Below are 18,656 nucleotides of genomic sequence, written 5' to 3'. Positions count from 1 at the left end.
TTACAAATTTGGACTTTTATATACTATATCATCACATATCCAGAGAGAGCATGAGAGTAGAGGCTCATTGATTGCTCCAGCAACCTGATTTTTGTCAAAGAAAATAAAGGTGCTACTTCCTCCCCTATTTGGGAAAGATATAAAATAAAAATTTTAAACAAAAAGTTTTTCTCTTTATATTGAGAAAAACTTTTTTTATATCAAAAAACTGGAATGTATATTTTATTTATATAAATATATATTATATGAAACACTTCATAAGTGCAGAATCTGTAACCTGCGGTCATCCTGATAAAATATGTGATCAAATTAGTGATGCTATACTTGATGCATGTCTTGCGGAAGATCCTGAATCAAGAGTTGCATGTGAATGTCTTGTTACTACATGAACGATTATAGTTTCTTGAGAAATAACCACAAACGCATGGGTTAATTTTCAAGATATTGCTCGAAAAGTTGTAGCTGATATTGGATATACAAGTTTAGAGGCTGGTTTTTCAGCTAATGATGTTTCGGTACAAATCCTTATAAATTCTCAATCACCAGATATAGCTCAATGAGTAGATACTGGATGAGCTGGAGACCAATGAATTATGTTTGGGTATGCTAGCAATGAAAATGAAGCGTATATGCCTACTCCTATTTATCTAGCTCATAAACTAGCAAGAAGATTAGAAGTTGTAAGAAAGCAATGAACACTTCCTTACTTACAACCAGATGGGAAAACTCAAGTAAGTTGTGAATATGAAGACTGAAAATTACTCAGAGTAGCCACGGTTGTTGTATCTAATCAGCACAAATCAAGTGTAGATATGCCAGAACTCAGAGCTTGAATTGAAAAAGAAGTGATTAAACATGAACTATGAGACCTTATAGATGAAAATACTGTATTTCATATTAATCCAACTGGAAAGTTTGTAATTGGTTGACCAAAGTGAGATGCAGGATTAACTTGAAGAAAAATAATTATAGATACGTACGGTTGAATTGGTCGACATGGATGAGGTGCATTCTCAGGAAAAGATCCTTCAAAAGTAGATAGATCTGCTGCGTATATGGCTCGTTATCTGGCAAAAAATATAGTGGCTGCTGGACTCTGAGATATCTGTGAAATACAACTTGCCTATGCAATTTGAGTCGTAGAACCAGTAAGTATATATGTTGATATAACTTGATGAGTTGCATCTGAAGAAAGTATTATCACTTGCATTAGAAAGAATTTCGATCTCTCACAACGATGAATCATAAAATTTTTAGACTTAAAAAAACCTATATTTCAAAAAACTGCAACGTACTGACATTTTGGAAGAGACGACGTGAGTTGGGAAGAACTAAAGAGCATAGAACTATTTAAAAGTTTAAAATAAATATATTAAAAGTAAACAAGTTTAGTCATAATACTAGACTTTTTTATTTTGTATTTTTAAATATATATTTATAATATATTAAATATTTTGCTACTTAGATATATGGAAATAGAAGAAAATACACAATGATTATGAGATATAAATTCATTCATTTGAGCAATAAATGATTTAGAATGAAACATTAATAATAATTCAACTGTATCATCAAAAAATATTGAGATATTCAAGGATATTGTAAATTCTATTTTTGAAATATGAGATTTAAATAAAGATTTAATTGAGAGAGTAAGAAATATAAACAAGTCTTTTCCTCTTATTTTATGAGTAAATATTTCTCAGAAAATTAAAATTTCTCCAACTTGTGTTCCATCAAGTTTTTATCTAGAATGAATCGAGATTAAGCTTACAGATATAGATTGAAGATGACGAAAAGTAAAATACATATGAACTATAAATTGAAAATCAGTTGTAATTACATCTAGAATGATGCGAATACTTCAATGAATCATAGATGAACATCCTAATTTTTTTAAACCTCGAGGAAATGATTCTGAACATAGAAATGAATTAGCAAAAATATTCCCCGAATGAACATTTCATTTTAAACATTGATTTTGAGTTAAAATTTTATCACGCCAATGTATAGAAACAAGTTCAATTGATGAAAGTCCAAAAGAAGTTTTTACAAATGAACCTGATAACTCAGACATCCAGAGATGTAATATAATGATTGATTGAATAGAATCTGAGCTATACTTACAAAAAATAGAATGACATGAAAAATATGCTTTTGTTATTTGATGAAAAATAGTAAGTAAAGAGATAATATTATCCAGTGATGATTTGCGGAGTATGATTGATATACTATGAGAAAAATCTACCATTGTAAGTAAACACATTAAAAGTAAACTAGAGCAATATACTCCTTTTTCATTAAAAAGAGAAGAATGAATTATCAGAATATTTTTAAAAAATAATCTCCAAAAATTTCTTGATTCAGTTCTTGAAATACAAAATTGAAACGATATTGAATCAGATTCAGAAAATGACTATCTATTTGAAAAAGAAATATGTGGAGTTAAAATAATATCTTCAAGCACACAGTTTGAATGAAAAAGAAAATTGTACTTAGGAAAAATATGAGATAGTGAATTTGAGTTTACGATTTGAACTATGCGCGTTCTCAAATGAGTTATTAAAAATTTTCCGAATTACTATAAATCAACAGTGAATGATGTTCGTGCTTGAAAAAAGCTCATATGTTTTTCTGATTGATTTAAAATAGAATATGTAGCAAAATTTGGATTTAAAATAAGTATATAAAGATAACTATATGAATTGAAAGACATCAACATGAAATCAAATACATCAACTAGAACAAATATGAATTACAGATTTAAACTCCTTAGCATCTGCTTTAACTCAATTAATGCACGATGTTAAGTCGCGTGTAAATATTGAGAAACATATAGAATTTATTTGAGTTTTATCTCATAATATTGAGACACTTGATACATTATATCCGGAATCAATTGATATTATTAAAAAAACTTTATCGCAAGTAAACTGATTACTTATGCTTCAAAGTATGGATACTCTCAAGTATTCTCTACAATCTACTCCTGATGAAGAACAGAAACTGCAAAGTTGACCTGAAATATTAGACTACGATAACAACCAAATATATTTAGTTCTTTGATGAGTTGAAATTATAATAAATAATACATCAAAAAATGGAAAACATAAGATATATCATTGAAAAATATGAGGAGATATTGTAACAATTAATAGTGGAACAAAAAGAGTTTTATATTGAATCATTCAATCATATCCAGAAGTATTTAGACCTAAGAAATGAGATGTACAGTTTGGAAATAGACTTGTAGATATATTTCCGAAGTGAAAATTAGTATATACATCAAGAAAAGGTTTTTCTATCTGAGGATCTCAGGAATCAAGCAATAGAAATAAAGCTAGAAAGAAAGTTATCGGAGTCTCTAAAAAGAGTAAACCAAGTGAAGAAGATTTAGAAAAAAAACAAAAAGATATGCTAGATAAATTAACCCCAGAGTTAACCAAAGAAGCAATCACTCAAAAAAATAATCTACAATTTGTAGTTTCACATAATTGAGTGAACTATATATTTAGTGTCGAGAGAGCTACTTGATTACATACTTATAGATTAAAAGTGTGAGAGAAAACAATCACCGAAAGTCTCATTCTTGAAAAAAACGATTTAAGAGTCTTAATTGATATAATTAATGGAAACAATACTTCATTAAATTGACACTTAAAAATAAAACTAGAATCATATACTCCCCTTTCCATAAAAAGGGATGATACTTGAGAAATCATTATTTTTATAAATAAATGAGATGAACTAATGTAATTTTGTGACATTCTTCACTTAATCTACTAAAAGAGCTCCTTGCAATAATTATAAAAATATTTAAAATATAGAGTAATATTTTTTGCAATAAACAATGAAAAAGATTTGTATAATCGAGGATGACCAAGGGATTCTTAATTCCTTGAAGCTCTATTTAGAAAATTCTGACTTTTGAGTAGTCACATTTGAATCTTGAGATGGTGCAAGTGAATTCATAGGCAAAGAGAATCCTAATTTAGTGATTTTAGATATTAATTTACCTGTTATTGATGGGATAGAAGTATGTAAACAAGTACGTATTAAATCAGATGTTCCAATTATAATGCTTACTGCAAGAGGATGAGAATGAGATAGGATTGATGGGCTTGAATCTGGTGCAGATGACTATATTGCAAAACCATTTTCTCCAAGAGAGCTTTTAGCTAGAATTAATTCTATACTCAGAAGAAGTAATGAAAAAAAACAAGAAGAGCTTTCAGAAAGCCCTCATATACTTAAATTTAATGATATAGAAATTGATACTCAAAAAAACGAAGTAAGGGTACTGGGTGAAGTTATATCACTTACTAAAAATGAATATGATATACTCGTGAAAATTGTTTCAGCGCAATGAAATATGATAAGTCGAGATGTTCTTATGAAGGAAGTAATATGATATGAAAACTACATGTATGACAGAACTATAGATACACATATAAAAAATTTGAGAAAGAAGCTTGGTTCAAAAGATACAATAGTCACAATTCGTGGGAAATGATACCGATTAAATATATAATAATACATGTCACTTTCAAAAAAGTTCGTCATTATGCTTATCGTGAGTGTAGTAAGTATAGCTATATTAAACATAGCTACTTTTTACGGTCTTTATAGTTATTTTATACGGCTCTATTTGTCAGAAAAAATTGAATCAAGACAAGATGTAACTATAGAGTTTATTAATAATATTATTGAAAGACAAACTCTTGAAGATGTCGATACTATATTTTCAGATGTAGAAATCGAGTTTTTTGAGTTGCTCGATATAAATAATTGAGTTATTCCTTTAGCTAAAGATGAGAATATCAACATAGTAGTGGATTACCTAGTAAAAAGTTGAGTGACTCCAAAGTATATTGAGGAAATTATTCCAGAAAATAATTTAGAAAAAATTGTTACACTCCTTCGTGATCCTGATAGTCCAGAATCCAATTTTGTTCAAAGATTATTATTTTCACTGGTAATTATAAATTTTTTGATACTGAGTTTTTTAGCAATAATTATATGGTATTTTACAAAGAAAATAATTTCTCCTATCCAAAAAGCAACCCGAGAAATACAATCAATGAAATATTGATATACAAATTCTGAAATCCATTACGATAAAAAAGACGAAATCTGACTTTTGATTCAATCAATTAATAACCTTAACAAAAGACTTTCTTATCAAGAAAATATAAGAAATAGACTTTTAGCTGATATTTCTCACGAACTCAAAACACCGATAACCTCAATACAATGTTACCTAGAATGAATCTCTGATGGTGTCATTGAGCTTACAGAAGCTAATTTATGAGCCATTACTTCTGAAATGACTCGACTCATTGAGTTGGTAAATCAAATTATGGAATATGAAAAATTTGAAAATGCTCAACTGGAACTTAGTAAAAATTCAGTAAATCCCCTAGATTTACTGAATCAAGTGAAGGAAACACAAGAAGTCTATCTCCAAGAAAAGAATCAAACGATTATACTTAATGGATCAAGAAATATAGAGATATTTCTTGATGAGAGTCTCTTTATCCAACTCGCTTATAATCTCATTTGAAATTTCATTAAGTATGCATGAGTTGACTCTACTCTCTGTATAGAGCTTGATTCACAATCCATAAAGTTTTCTGATAATTGAAACGGTATTTCTAAACGAGAAATTCCATTTATAACTGAGAAATTTTATCAAGGTAAAACTGAAAAAACTTGAAATGCAAAATCTAGATGAATTGGTGTATGACTCTCAATAGTTAAAAAAATTTGTGAAGCTCATAACTGGGATTACAAAATAGATTCCGATACTTGAGTGTGATTTAGCATTATGATCACGTTTTAGTCCTTCACTCAATTTTCACATTAACAGTTCGCTACTTATTCATTTTTTAGTATACTCAATGAGTTAAAGAGTTCTCTCATTGATGGTTAAGCCTTACAAAACTATTTATTTTATGAACTCTTTAATTTTTATATAAATATGCAATTTCCATTGTTCGTAAAATCAGCAAAAATTATCCTTTTTGTTATAACTTATAGTCTTACTATGAGTGTTTTTTGAGCAAGTGGAGAACTTATTTGAGAAGAAATAAAAGATACCGAAACTCTGAAAGAGATGCAAGAAAATATTAGTACACTTGAACAAGAAAAAAATAACCTCGCATTTAAATGGGAAACATTTCTTATTTGAAATGAATCTTTATGAACTATAGTTAAAAAAGATCTTAGTCAATGAGATAAAAAAGTACTTGAATCATTTATAAAAAATTATACTAATTCTAACTCAAATTTCGAATTTAGAGTTGCAAATTCAATTTGATTAGGTCAAGATATAAAAACTCTTCGAAAAGAACAACTTATTCTCAAGCAAAATTTTTATATAGCACTTCTCAATTATATTCAATTTGCTAAATTAGAAGAGTACAAAAAATATGTTGAGAATGAACTAGTATTACTTGAAAAAAGTAAGACTGTAGGTGATGAAATATATGAAAAAAATATTCAAAAAGAGCAAAGAGTAGTTCAATTAGAAGAAAAAGTTCAAAAAAATTCTGATTTACGCAGATTACAAATACAAGAAAAACTTACAAATCAAGTTGAATCTAAATTAGATATTTTTGTACAACAAGCTTCATTTTCTGCACTCAATCCCAATCTTAAAATTAGAATCTTTCAGAAGTTTATAGATAAAATTGATGTGAAACTCAAAGAGTATGATTCCATTAATAGTCCTACAACTGTCATTGAAGAAAGAATATTTTTATTTAGTATTTTCAGAGATATTCTTATGTCTTATGTTATAGATTGGCAATAATTCACTATAAATCATCTGTCTGAGCTCTATTATCTAACTCCTGCTTCAGATAAACAAATAATAAATACATAAAAATTATTGTTAGAGAAAATGCTATACTTGAAACTCACGTTTCAAGTATTTTTTTTAAAAATGATATGATTGAAAAATGAGTCGACTGTTGTATGTATTGAATTAATATCTCAGGATTTTTATATTCTCCAGACAAAAATATTGAGTAGTCACTTTGCACAGGAAGAAGAACTTTTATAAAGGATTGAACTACTCAGCTTATGAGCGAAATGAGCATTGAAAGTAAAAATAAATTTTTGAATATACATCACCATTTATTTTTCGTATACTTGAGGGATTCTTTAAAATTGTCTTTTGAATAAATATTTTTATCTATAGCATTGTATAATCAAAAAGTTGATCTGATACCTCTATATATTAGAAAATATAATCCAATTATTACACTTAGTCCTATAAACAAATATGAAATATTTTTAATAACTCCTATGTAGTCTATAGACGGAAATAAAAGAGTGCATACAAACAATATCCCTCATGTTATAAAAAGTAACGAAGGTATGAGTAATGTATAAGCAAAAATATACCAATATGTATTAAAAATGTTTCAAATATTTTTAATAGAAAATATAAAACTTTCCTTAAAATTCACAGTTTTTTTATGAATTAAGTTTTTTGTAATATATATCAAATAAATATTAAGTGGTACTAATATTGAAACATATAAAATAAAAAAGAATAATCCTAAAGTCAGAGCAAAACTGATGTAAAATGAGTTTTTTTGATCTATAGCTCCCAGTTCTCAGGATCATATATCCACATAGCTCATAAAGAAAGTCGTGAAAAAAAGTGGGAGTAGTACATGAAATATTAATTGAAATAAAAATACTGGAGCAACAAATAGTGCTACATTAGTTTTCATGATATTGAAACTTGATTCAAACCTTCCTAAAAATGTATTATTTTCTTGAATCATATTAATTAAATTATTGATTTTAACTTGTTCTATATTACTATGAATAGAGTAGAAAGTAAATTTTAATAGTATTTCACCTAATTTAATACTTATGCCGGAACAAAATATGGATTTCAATCAAGTAATGCAAATGGTTCAAAGTGGGAGTGGTGCTTGAAATGGAATGTGAATGGAAAAAGTATTTGACTCATATTGAATGCAATCAATGTATCCTGCTTTTGAACAATACATACCTATGATGTGACAAGCAAGCTATATATCAAATGTCTTTTCACTTTTATCTTTTCTCCTAATTTGATACGGACTGTATCAAATTAACAAGAAACTTTGAAATGAAAACTCATGGCTTTCTTTTATTCCTGTAATTCAAATATATATGTATTTTAAAGCAGGAAACAACTCTTTTTTAAGTTATCTATTGTACCCAATACTTTTTCTACTTATATCTTTTGTTCTCGCAATACCTACTTTCTGATTATCAGTTTTAATTGCAATACTATATCTGGTGTATTGTATTGTAAAAAATCTTCATTCTATCTCTAAAAATACAGGACATTGAGCTCTTATGACTCTCTGAATAATATTTTTTCCATATATAGTACTTCCCTATATTTGATATACCATGAAAGATACTCAAGTTGAACTAAGTTGAAATTGAGAATGAGAGGATATATCTCAGAAAGAAGAAATAATTGAGTTATAAAATAAAAAAAGACTGTAATAACAGTCTTTTTTTATTATTTCAATCTCTCAATTATATATTTATTCAGTTCAGATATTTTTACTATTTCCTGTTCCATTGAGTCTCTGTGTCTTACAGTAACATTTCATTCATCATAATTAGTAGAATCAATAGTTACGCAAAATGGAGTCCCTATTTCGTCCATTCGAGCATATCTCTTCCCTACTGAACCCACATCATCATATTCACATACAAACTCTTCGGATAATTGCTTATATATTTCTTTCCCTAAATCTCAAAGCTTTTTAACAACTGGAAGAACTCAGACCTTAATTGGAGCAACTCTTGGTTCTAACTTAAGATATGTTCTCTCTTCTTCAACAGTATACGCGTCACAAAGTGCTGCAAGAGTAATTCGACCAAGACCCATTGCTGGCTCTATAACAAACGGAAGAAATCTTTTATTATTAACAGCATCAAAATAACTGAGGTTTTGTCCTGAAGCTGTCATATGAGCCTTGAGATCATAGTCTGTTCTATTAGCCAGTGTTTCTATTTCTCACCAACCAAACGGATAGTTATACTCAAAATCTCCAGCTTCTTTTGAATAATGTGGAAGTTCTTCTTGTTTTATTTGAACAAACTTAACATTTTCAGCTTTCAGTCAGATTACTTCAGTTAGGTACCTATTTGATTCCGCTTTCCATTCTGCAAATGCTGCATCATCTTCTCACGGTGTTACAAAGTATTCCATCTCCATTTGCTCAAATTCTCGCGTTCTAAATATGAAGTTTCCAGGTGTGATTTCATTTCTAAAACTCTTCCCTACTTGGGCAATACCAAAAGGTAGTTTTCTTCGAGAGCTTCTTGCTACATTTACAAAATCAACAAATTGCCCCTGAGCCGTTTCTGGTCTGAGATAAGCTTGAGCTGCTCCATCTTCTGTAACACCAAGAAAAGTTTTAAGCATCAAATTAAATTTTTTAATTTCTGAGAAGTTTTTTTCTCCACACTCAGGACATGTAATATCTAATTCATCAATTATTTCTTTTAATCTAGCTGATTCAGTTTTATCTCACGCATATCATGATGGTTCAGGAGTTCCGTCTTTTAGTTTCGCGTCAACGAGTTTATCTGCTCTGTGACGAGTTTTACATCATTTACAATCCATCAGTGGATCTGCAAATCAACCGACGTGTCAACTAGCTTCCCAAACTTTAGGATTCATGATGAGTGAGGCATCAAGTAACATAGTATCCATTCTTTTTTGGACAAATTCTTTAAGCCAAAGATTTTTGATATTTTCTTTGAGAAGAGAACCATATGGTCCATAATCCCATGAATTTGCAAGTCATCCATAAATTTCACTTCCAGGGTACACAAATCATCTATTTTGACAAAGATTTACTATGTCTTTCATTTCCACTTTTGTTGTCATTTCCACTTTTGTTGTCATTTGATAATTATTAGATTATATTTTTCAATAAAAATCCCCAAAGATACTTATTTCTAAATATCTTTGGGGTCTAGGATTATAGACGGTTCCACCCAAATGCTTTACTTTACTCATAGTCATTATTTTTCATAAACTCTTTTCCAAGAGAGCTTTTCTAGCGATAAATAACATCTATAAACTACTTCTATAGTATAGAACTTGATTTTATTGTCAAAAAAAATATAAATAAGATTCAATTTTCGGAATGTAGCTCAGATTGGTAGAGCGTCTTTAGTTATCACATATGATAATCTCAAGAAGGACAGAGGTTCGAATCCTCTCATCCCGACCAAAAAAGCTGCATATCTGCAGCTTTTAAGCCTATTAAGTGATTATAATGCTTCATCACTCATAAGTTTTTCGTTCATTCTTGTTTTAATTTTACCTTCTTGTTTAATAGTAGCTGCAGCTATATCAAAAATCCAAGCTCTATTTGGTGTTGCGTCATAATCATAAAACTCTGTTTTTATGATTCCATATTGAAATGCAGTTTCAACATAGTCTCTCTTCCAATTATCAGTTTCTACAAATTTTTGAATCCCTTTAGATTTTAGTACCAGTTTTAGAGCTTCAATTTTAGAAGTTGTATCATTTGGTCTGAAAGTATCTGCTTTTGATATCATACCAGCATCAAGTGCAGATTCTACATATTTACACCCCCAATCATCTGACGTGACGTCTTTGAAATTACCTCTACAAACTGTATTTATTTTTTTTCAGCCAAGATTCATAACTATTTTCATAGTTTCTCTTCGAGTTATAAGCTCTCATAGTTTAGTTTTTTCTACAAATTCTTGAATATATTCTAAATATTCTTCTTGATTATTAGCATACTTTTTTGAAAGTTCTTTTGAATCCAGCTTCATAATTTGTGATGAAATAACACTTTTATCTTGCAATAGCATTGCATTGTTTATTTGATCAATGTTTGGAGTGAATGAATATGTATTTTGGACTAAAAATAATCCTAAAACACTGATCATCATAATATCTTTTTTCATAGTTATTAGATTACTTATAAATAAATGTAATCTAAAATTAACACAATAAAAAATAATTGTCAAATATTGAACTTATTTACTTTTATACTTCAAAGCTTTCTCCAAAACACTGAAAATGTATCAACGTTTTGCAGCTAAATTATAATCAGAAAACTTTATGTTTATAAATCAGAGATAAAATGCGCTTGAAATATAATCCTGCTGCCATGAATTTGTGGTATATCTTTTTTCAATATTTAGGGACTGAAATACTAGCTTCAAGGCTTCAGACTGAGTAACAGAATCATTAGGACGAAACTCTTGATTTCACGCAATAATTCACTGAGAAAGGGCAGTTTCTATGTATTTGCATCCCCAATCATCTTCAACATCACTAAAAATATTCTTGCATGAATCTCTTGTTTCAATCCCAGAAGCTTGAATGATAATCTTCATAAGCTCTTTACGACTAATATCTGCATCTAGCAAATAGTTAGAAGGATCTAAACTATGATTCACTATAATATTTTTTTGAGCAAGGTATTCAGCAGCACTCCTGTTTTCACTGATGATTACTTGACCGATAGATACTCACGCATATCTATATCAAAGATCTTTGCAACAAGCACTCGTATTTCATTTTTGGCATGATTGAGTAGCATTAAATCTACTGAATAATCATTCAACCAATGTTACTGATTCAAATCACTCAGGGACCCAGTTATTTTTGCTAGCAGTTCATTGAATAAATTCTCAGCATATTTGAGTATTTTTATTTATAACATAATAACTATCTCAAGCTGCTCAAAAAACTCACAGATATAACATCTGTGAGAAAATTAAAGACAATATTATTTTTTTAAATCTCATATTATAATTCAAAAATTGAATTAAATAACTCTTCTATCTCTGGAGAAATATCAGGATCACTTCAATTCGTAGTATCAACTGAATTCTCTACTGAAGTATTAGCTTTGTATTCAAATGAAGCGTCAGCTTTTGCTCAAGCAGTAAATATCCAACCTCTATTAGCTTTTGTATCGTAAATAATATCACCGCTGATAATATTTTCACTTTGAGCTTTCGAAACATATCCTGCTCTCCAATCTTGAGCAGCATCTCTTTCTAGTCATTTTGCTTGCATAACCATTTTAAGAGCTTCGATTTGAGTTACTTGGTCATTAGGTCTAAAAGTATTATTTTCTGCAATAAATCAAGCAGTGAGAGCAGCTTCAGCATATTTACAACCCCAATCTGAACCGTTCATATCTGAAAATTCTCATGAACATGTATCTGCAACAGTTTTTCATGATATATTCATCATAACTTTAAGCATTTCTCTACGAGTAATATTAGAATCTAAGTTATATTGAACTATATCTAACGAATTGTCATTTATAATATTCTTAGTTGCGAGAAAATTGGCTGCTTGGATTTCTAAGTCAGTCGCAGCAGATGTAAATATTGGAGATAAAAGTCCAAGAGTAAGGAGAGCACATGCTATTTTTTTCATAGTTTATTTTTAAAATTAAAATTAAGAGATTCTTAAATTTTCTAAGTTTTTTATTCTTTCCTCAATTGGAGGATGAGTCATAAAGAATTTTTTAAATCCAGTATCAGTTTTAGTATTTATTTTCATAGTTGCCAACTTATCAGCATTAGACGGAGCGAGCTCTTTCATTCGTCCAAGTGCTTGAAGTGCTGCAATCATTTTTTCCTTTCAAACAAATTTTGCACTTCCTGCATCAGCATGAAACTCTCGTCTTCGAGAGAATGCATTTACAACAAGTGAAGCAAGTATACCTAAAACTATTTGCAAGACAATATACACAGCAAAGTATACAACTCAACCTAGTTTTCACTCTGTTCTTTCATTAATAATATTTGCTATAATTCGAGCGAAAAATATTACAAAGGTGTTCATTACTCATTGTAATAAACTCATAGTAACCATATCACCATTTACAACATGAGCCATTTCATGAGCGACCACAGCTTCAATTTCATCTTCTGTCATACTTTGTAGAAGTCCTGATGAACAGGCAACGAGTGAACTATTTTTTGTAGCTCCAGTTGCAAATGCATTAGGATCCTGAGATTGATAGATTCAAACTTGAGGAGCCTTTATATTTTCTCTTTGAGAAATATCATGAACTGTTCTATATACAAGTTGCTCTTTTGGTGATAAAAAAGAGACCTCATCAGCTTTAATTGGAGTTATTGAGTAGAGTTTTTTTGCTGACCATCGTGATATGGCAAGTGAAAAAAATGATCCTACAAACCCAAATATAGCTGCATAAATAAGTAATCACGTATATCAAGTCCCAGCGGAAGCAGAAATATTGATTCAAAATATTCTTTCTATTAAAAATATAATAATAGAAAATAGAAATATAACTGCAATGTTAGTTAAAAGAAATAATCCGATTCTTTTTATTAGATTCATGTATTGTTTTATTATAAATTAGCAACTCTAATTTTATAATTCTAAAGTCATTTGTCAATTTCATAGACTTACATTTAAGTTATTATTCACAGAATCTTTAGATAAAAAAAATTGTAAAATCTGTAGATCATATTTTAGATTATGTCACACTATTTCAATATCTGAATCAAAGAGTCTTTTTATAAAATTTTGAACTGAATAATAATCAATTCTAGAACCTCTATGCATGAGGTTAATATAATAAATATTTGCATCATCGAGGTATAAACTCACTCAAACGAGTTCAGCTTCACGTACATTAAGACTGGTTGTTTCTGTATCTAGAACTATTGATGTAAACTGTGATATTTTAGAATCAAGTTCATCGAGTCATTGTATATCTCATATAATTTGTACTTTAAGTCAGAGATTTTTCCAGGTTTGAAGTTCTATTACTCACTGAGTGAGGAGAGAATGGAACTCATACTCCTTAAAAAATGATTGAAGTGATGGAGATTGGATTTCAAAGCCATTAAAAAGATACTCATCAAGATCAAAGTTAGATAAATCCATAGAACAATCAAGAGTAGCGAGCTTTTGTGACAGAAATGCAAGCTCTCTTCCCTGTTGAAATTTCTCTAAAGTTTTTCACTTCAGTAATTTTTGTACATCATCAGGAAATGAATCAAATAGTGACTCTATATCATCAATTCACTCATATATTTTTTCTAAACTTCAAAAATAGTTGAGAAGAACTTGAGCTTTTTTCGGTCAGATTCCACTGATTCATGGAATATTATCAGAAGTATCACCACAAATAGCCAGATAATCTCTTACACAGCTTGCCGAGACTCAAAATTTTTCAAAAGTTTCATCAAGTCATGATATTTTTTTTCTTTGTGTATCATATACTTTTACTTGATTATTTACCAGTGCATAGAGGTCTTTATCTCCAGATAGAATAAACACTTCATGATCTTCATCTTTTCATAACTCAGTAGCGAGAGTTCAGATAACATCATCCGCTTCATATCATGGAATCTCTATAACCTTCATATCTAAGACATGTAATAGTTCTTCTATATCACCTATTTGACTACGGAGAGAATCTGGCATTCGCTCTCTTGTAGCTTTATATTCACTATATAAATCGTGACGGAAATTTTTTCATTTTGCATCCTTTATAAATACTACATAATCAGGATTTTCTTTTGTGAGCTGAGATGTTAAAAACTTAGCCATTCAAAAAGTAGCATTTACAATTTTTCAGTCCTTGGTAGCAAATTCAGGAAGGGCAAAAAACATTCGATATATAAATGAATTTCCGTCAATAAGGTATATTTTTTTTGTCATGAAACTGTTTTTAATAAGGTCTTTTTTTATAGAGATCCATTTCTACTGAGAACTTGTCTTTCATTTCTTCTCAAAGTACTCATAAACTAAAATGATGTTGCTGAGAACCTGGAGCTACTACACAATGAGAAGCGAGTAAACTTCATAACTGACATCATTCAAGAAGTGTATATCACTCTACAATTGCCTTAAATACTCAGGCTCTGTAAGCATCTCAGGCTCAAGTAGAATCATAAAAATCATCTGTTAATATCGCAGGTATATGAATGAGTGAATTTCACTGGTGAAGTTGAGACCCTTGGGTTCCATATGTTACAATATATGCAGTAAGCTTCTCTTCTAAATCTTCGTCTAAATATCATCCTATTGATTGTAAGTCAAGCAATTCATATTGATTTACTATTAAATAATCAGCTAAATCAATCAGTTCTCGGAGTTCATCATGCGACATTTGTGAAATCTGCTGAGCTGGATCGACGTAAAGATCAAGTCATAATGATTTTATTTCTCTTGCATGCTCTAACATAGTAGGAATATGATTTGCAGAGACCACTCAAAATGCTATTTTTTCTTTTATGAAACTAATTTTTGATTCTGAAGCTTCACTCATAGCTCATGCATTGAAAAGTGACATTCTATTATCGTCACTATCTGCAAAAATAATACTGTGAGCAGTAAGTTCTTTTTTTGTTTTATGAATATAATTAAGATTTATTTTTTCTGTAATAACATCCGAATACTTAAAATCTTCACCCACACTCGATAGTAAAACTGAATGCTCACCTAAAAGTGCTAAGTTATAACAAATATTTGCTCACGTTCATCCATGATATTTCTCCATGCTTTTAGCTAAAAGTGACATATTGAGTCAAGATTTGATATCTCAATTTTGAAAATGTGACTCAAACAGACCATCATATAAACAATAGGTATCAAAAGCTGTAGAACCACTTACTAAAATTTCTTTCATATGAGTATTTATAAAAAACTATTTTAAACCTAGTATACCAATTTTACGGTGAAATTAAAGTTTGAAAACTTATTTCATTCTTATCTCACTTACTATATACTAAGTGAAATAAAACTAACTAAATTATTATGGCAATGATGATAGCAACTCTCAGTAAAAAAATTGCTCTCACAGATGATGTATTTGAACTTCATTATATTCTTTCAGAAAAAAAAGAAATGATAGCTGGTCAATTTATTACATTTATATTACCTTGAGTGTGAGGGAGATCATACTCGATACTAGAACTTATCTGAGATTCTGCCATACTTATCATAAAACGTTGGCCACAAGAAACTGGATGAAGAGGAGGGAGTGTACTTCTTTGTGACGCAAGTGTAGGAGATGAATTTAAATGTGTCTGACCGGTTGGTCATTTTGTACTTAGTGCCCATAATGTTCCTCGTTTATTTATAGGTACAGGAACAGGACTTGTTCCTCTTTATAGTATGATTTTAGAGTGATTAGAAAAAAAAATATGAGATAAGTATCAACTTGTATTTTGAGTACGATACAAAAAAGATATGTTTTATATAGATAAATTTGAAGCACTGAAAGAAAAATATCCAGATTCTTTTTACTATCATACTGTAGTGAGTAGAGATCCTGCAGATTGAATCATTCATGCTTGATATGTAACTGATTTTTTAAGTCCCAAAGTTATCTGAGATTTTGATGAGTTTTATTTATGCGGAGCTCCGGCCATGATTGAATGAGTTGAAAATAAACTAAGCGAACTATGAGTCGAAAAAGAAAGCATATTTTTTGAGAAATATGCTTAGCTTGATGAGATAGTGTAGTAGATATAATTATTTATAATACAAAATCAAGTATTATTATTGCATTATCCATTGCGAGTTTTAAATTTGCAACATGGTCTTGTGCAGCGTCACCGTTAGCTCCATCAGAAACTGATTTTATAACTACTGTCTTATCAAGGGCATTATAATTTTTAACTATAGTTAAAAAACTATAGGCTTCCATATCTACTATGTCGGCACTGTGAACATCCACAAGTTCATTTTTTAAATCATTGTTATCTATGAACTGATCTCAGGTTACACAAATACCATGTAAATGAAGATTAAATTTTTCTAAGTTATAATCTTCTCAGACTGCATATTCTGTAAAAATAGGATCTCGCAGGTAAGACATAGAATCAATAAAATCTGGAATATATACATCATGTTGCATAAAAGTATTTGGGATGAGAACATCTCAGATTTGTATCGTATCAGGTCGAAGATTTCAAACGACTCAAATATTAAGGACTTTTTCAAATAGATAGTTTTCAAATAGATAGGTCGTAGCAAATGCTGTATGTATTTTTCCAACTCAACAAAGAACTAAAATCAAATTTTCCTCCTCACTTTCTGTATTTTTTCTTTTTCCCTCATATATCTTCATCGCTCCAATAACTTTTGTTTCAAGCAAGTTATATTTTTGGATAATGAGTTCTGCTTCTTCAGGCATTGCAGTAACTATAGCCTTTGAGATTATCATATAGTTTTTATAAAAATTAATTAGAATTGAGACTATTTTTTTTTAAGCTATTGTAAAGGGAAAATCTTTACTTTTGCTCATTTTTTCCTACACTTCCAAAATATTTACTTACTTTGACACAGTGGATACGAATCTTGTTTCAATATTTGGTTTTGGACTTGCCACTTTTTTGGTAGGTTTTTTAGTGACTCCCTCATACATTACTCTCTTGCAAAAGCTAAAACTTGGGAAACAAATACGTGAAAATGCTACTATGTGAAAAGCTTTTGAGTTTTTCAAGCTTCACGCATCTAAAGCAGGAACTCCAACTATGTGATGAGCTATGATACTTGCAACTGTTTTTTTCATGGTACTCCTGAGTATTATTCTACAACAACTTGGTTTTACGAATAACTCACTTTTTAATCAAAATGAAACATATCTCAGTTTATTTACTCTTTTTACAGTTTGAATTCTTGGATGAGTTGATGATTATATGAACATTCGATGAATAGGGAAAACAAAATGAATATCTGCAAAATTCAAAATGGTATGGCTTATACTTTTTGCGTGAGCGTGAGCAGTATGGTTTTATGATAAACTTGGCTGGTCAGAGATACTTTTAAAAATACCATTTATTCCAGGAATAGAAATAGGATTTCTGTTTATTCCTCTCTTTATATTTATTATAGTTTGAGCTGCCAATAGTGTCAATATAAGTGACTGACTAGATGGATTGGCTGGATGATTACTGTTGTTTGCATACTGAGTATATTGATATATCACTTTTGATAAATGACTTTTTCTCCTCTCAACACTCTGTGTCAGTATCTGTTGAGCACTAGTTGCATTTTTATGGTTTAATATAAAACCTGCTAAGTTCTATATGTGAGATGTTTGAAGTCTCGCGCTTTGAGCCAATCTCTGACTTATGGCTCTGCTTACTAATACTCTAGCAATACTTGTTATAGTTTGAATGATTTTCATACTTGAAACACTTTCAGTTATTATTCAACTTACGAGTAAAAAACTGAGAAATTGAAAAAAAGTATTTAAAATTGCTCCCTTTCATCATCACCTAGAAGCAGTAGGTTGGGCAGAAGAAACGGTTGTATTTAGACTCTGGCTAGTTGGTATGATACTCTCTGTGGTCTGAGTAATATTTTATATAATAACAAAATAGTTATGAAATATTTTCAAGAACAGAAAAACAAACTTATTTGAGAATTTGAGTTCAAAAATTTTAATCAGGCTCTTGATTTTGTTAATCTCATAGCCTGAATTGCAGAAATGAGTCAGCATCATCCAGATATTACAATGCATGATTACAAGTTTGTTACAGTAACAACTACGACACATGAAGAGTGAAATGCCATTACTGATAAAGACTATAATCTCGTGAAACAAATAGAATCATTTTATAATAGATAG

The 18,656-nt window shown here is 29.7% G+C and carries 19 protein-coding genes, 1 tRNA gene and 1 riboswitch; of the genes, 11 read left to right on the top strand and 9 right to left on the bottom strand.

The window, feature by feature from the left end:
* Positions 1-32 precede the first annotated feature (32 nt).
* Positions 33-144: riboswitch (SAM riboswitch) on the top strand.
* Positions 145-245: 101 nt separating this feature from the next.
* The 6 genes from GW846_02610 to GW846_02585 all read left to right on the top strand — a co-directional run bounded on the left by GW846_02610 (position 246) and on the right by GW846_02585 (position 6,814).
* Positions 246-1,367 (top strand): methionine adenosyltransferase, encoded by a 1,122-nt coding sequence (locus tag GW846_02610; GenBank protein ID NDK09646.1) that lies wholly within the window; start codon positions 246-248, stop codon positions 1,365-1,367.
* A gap of 102 nt (positions 1,368-1,469) precedes the next feature.
* Positions 1,470-2,690, top strand: a complete 1,221-nt coding sequence (locus GW846_02605) for a hypothetical protein (protein ID NDK09645.1) — start codon at positions 1,470-1,472, stop codon at positions 2,688-2,690.
* A 10-nt stretch (positions 2,691-2,700) separates the two neighbouring features.
* Complete coding sequence (locus GW846_02600; protein ID NDK09644.1) at positions 2,701-3,756, top strand: hypothetical protein; 1,056 nt, start codon at positions 2,701-2,703, stop codon at positions 3,754-3,756.
* A gap of 94 nt (positions 3,757-3,850) precedes the next feature.
* Positions 3,851-4,531, top strand: a complete 681-nt coding sequence (locus GW846_02595) for a response regulator transcription factor (protein ID NDK09643.1) — start codon at positions 3,851-3,853, stop codon at positions 4,529-4,531.
* 6 nt (positions 4,532-4,537) lie between these two features.
* The gene (locus tag GW846_02590) at positions 4,538-5,842 is read left to right on the top strand and encodes a HAMP domain-containing histidine kinase (protein ID NDK09642.1); all 1,305 of its coding nucleotides are present in this window, start codon (positions 4,538-4,540) and stop codon (positions 5,840-5,842) included.
* Positions 5,843-5,980: 138 nt separating this feature from the next.
* Positions 5,981-6,814, top strand: a complete 834-nt coding sequence (locus tag GW846_02585) for a hypothetical protein (GenBank protein NDK09641.1) — start codon at positions 5,981-5,983, stop codon at positions 6,812-6,814.
* Positions 6,815-6,818: 4 nt separating this feature from the next.
* Here GW846_02585 and GW846_02580 read toward each other — a convergent pair whose 3' ends face one another.
* Entirely contained in the window at positions 6,819-7,103 is a 285-nt protein-coding gene (locus tag GW846_02580; protein NDK09640.1) for a hypothetical protein, read from the bottom strand.
* Between the two features lie 787 nt (positions 7,104-7,890).
* On the opposite strand from GW846_02580, the gene GW846_02575 reads away from it, so the two are divergent.
* Positions 7,891-8,502: a hypothetical protein gene (locus GW846_02575; protein NDK09639.1), complete on the top strand. Its 612-nt coding sequence runs from the start codon at positions 7,891-7,893 to the stop codon at positions 8,500-8,502.
* A gap of 34 nt (positions 8,503-8,536) precedes the next feature.
* Here the strand turns inward: GW846_02575 and GW846_02570 are convergent, their stop codons facing one another.
* Entirely contained in the window at positions 8,537-9,919 is a 1,383-nt protein-coding gene (locus GW846_02570) for a glycine--tRNA ligase (GenBank protein NDK09638.1), read from the bottom strand.
* A 258-nt stretch (positions 9,920-10,177) separates the two neighbouring features.
* Here GW846_02570 and GW846_02565 point away from each other — a divergent pair.
* Positions 10,178-10,268 (top strand) — tRNA-OTHER (locus GW846_02565).
* 40 nt (positions 10,269-10,308) lie between these two features.
* Here GW846_02565 and GW846_02560 read toward each other — a convergent pair.
* From GW846_02560 to GW846_02535, 6 genes are all read right to left on the bottom strand, one after another.
* Positions 10,309-10,977, bottom strand: coding sequence for an S-layer homology domain-containing protein (locus GW846_02560; GenBank protein NDK09637.1), 669 nt, complete (start codon positions 10,975-10,977; stop codon positions 10,309-10,311).
* 72 nt (positions 10,978-11,049) lie between these two features.
* Positions 11,050-11,784 (bottom strand): S-layer homology domain-containing protein, encoded by a 735-nt coding sequence (locus GW846_02555; GenBank protein ID NDK09636.1) that lies wholly within the window; start codon positions 11,782-11,784, stop codon positions 11,050-11,052.
* 43 nt (positions 11,785-11,827) lie between these two features.
* A complete protein-coding gene (locus tag GW846_02550; protein ID NDK09635.1) occupies positions 11,828-12,469 on the bottom strand; it encodes a hypothetical protein in 642 nt (213 codons plus the stop codon).
* A gap of 21 nt (positions 12,470-12,490) precedes the next feature.
* Positions 12,491-13,402, bottom strand: coding sequence for a protease HtpX (htpX, locus tag GW846_02545; GenBank protein NDK09634.1), 912 nt, complete (start codon positions 13,400-13,402; stop codon positions 12,491-12,493).
* 33 nt (positions 13,403-13,435) lie between these two features.
* Positions 13,436-14,734, bottom strand: coding sequence for a hypothetical protein (locus GW846_02540; protein NDK09633.1), 1,299 nt, complete (start codon positions 14,732-14,734; stop codon positions 13,436-13,438).
* A gap of 10 nt (positions 14,735-14,744) precedes the next feature.
* On the bottom strand, positions 14,745-15,704 hold the full coding sequence (locus GW846_02535) for a carbohydrate kinase family protein (protein NDK09632.1): 960 nt from the start codon (positions 15,702-15,704) through the stop codon (positions 14,745-14,747).
* Between the two features lie 128 nt (positions 15,705-15,832).
* On the opposite strand from GW846_02535, the gene GW846_02530 reads away from it, so the two are divergent.
* Positions 15,833-16,525, top strand: coding sequence for a hypothetical protein (locus tag GW846_02530; protein NDK09631.1), 693 nt, complete (start codon positions 15,833-15,835; stop codon positions 16,523-16,525).
* A 31-nt stretch (positions 16,526-16,556) separates the two neighbouring features.
* On the opposite strand, the gene GW846_02525 is transcribed toward GW846_02530, so the two are convergent.
* Positions 16,557-17,246, bottom strand: a complete 690-nt coding sequence (locus GW846_02525; protein ID NDK09630.1) for a 5'-methylthioadenosine/S-adenosylhomocysteine nucleosidase — start codon at positions 17,244-17,246, stop codon at positions 16,557-16,559.
* A 121-nt stretch (positions 17,247-17,367) separates the two neighbouring features.
* On the opposite strand from GW846_02525, the gene mraY reads away from it, so the two are divergent.
* The gene (gene mraY, locus GW846_02520; GenBank protein ID NDK09629.1) at positions 17,368-18,408 is read left to right on the top strand and encodes a phospho-N-acetylmuramoyl-pentapeptide-transferase; all 1,041 of its coding nucleotides are present in this window, start codon (positions 17,368-17,370) and stop codon (positions 18,406-18,408) included.
* 2 nt (positions 18,409-18,410) lie between these two features.
* Positions 18,411-18,656 (top strand): pterin-4-alpha-carbinolamine dehydratase, encoded by a 246-nt coding sequence (locus tag GW846_02515; GenBank protein ID NDK09628.1) that lies wholly within the window; start codon positions 18,411-18,413, stop codon positions 18,654-18,656.

It is taken from the genome of Candidatus Gracilibacteria bacterium, from assembly GCA_010119145.1.
Classification (GTDB): Bacteria; Patescibacteriota; Gracilibacteria; order BD1-5; family UBA6164; genus JAACSU01.
Note: the sequence above shows the minus strand (reverse complement) of the source record. Positions and strands in the feature narration are given on the sequence as shown.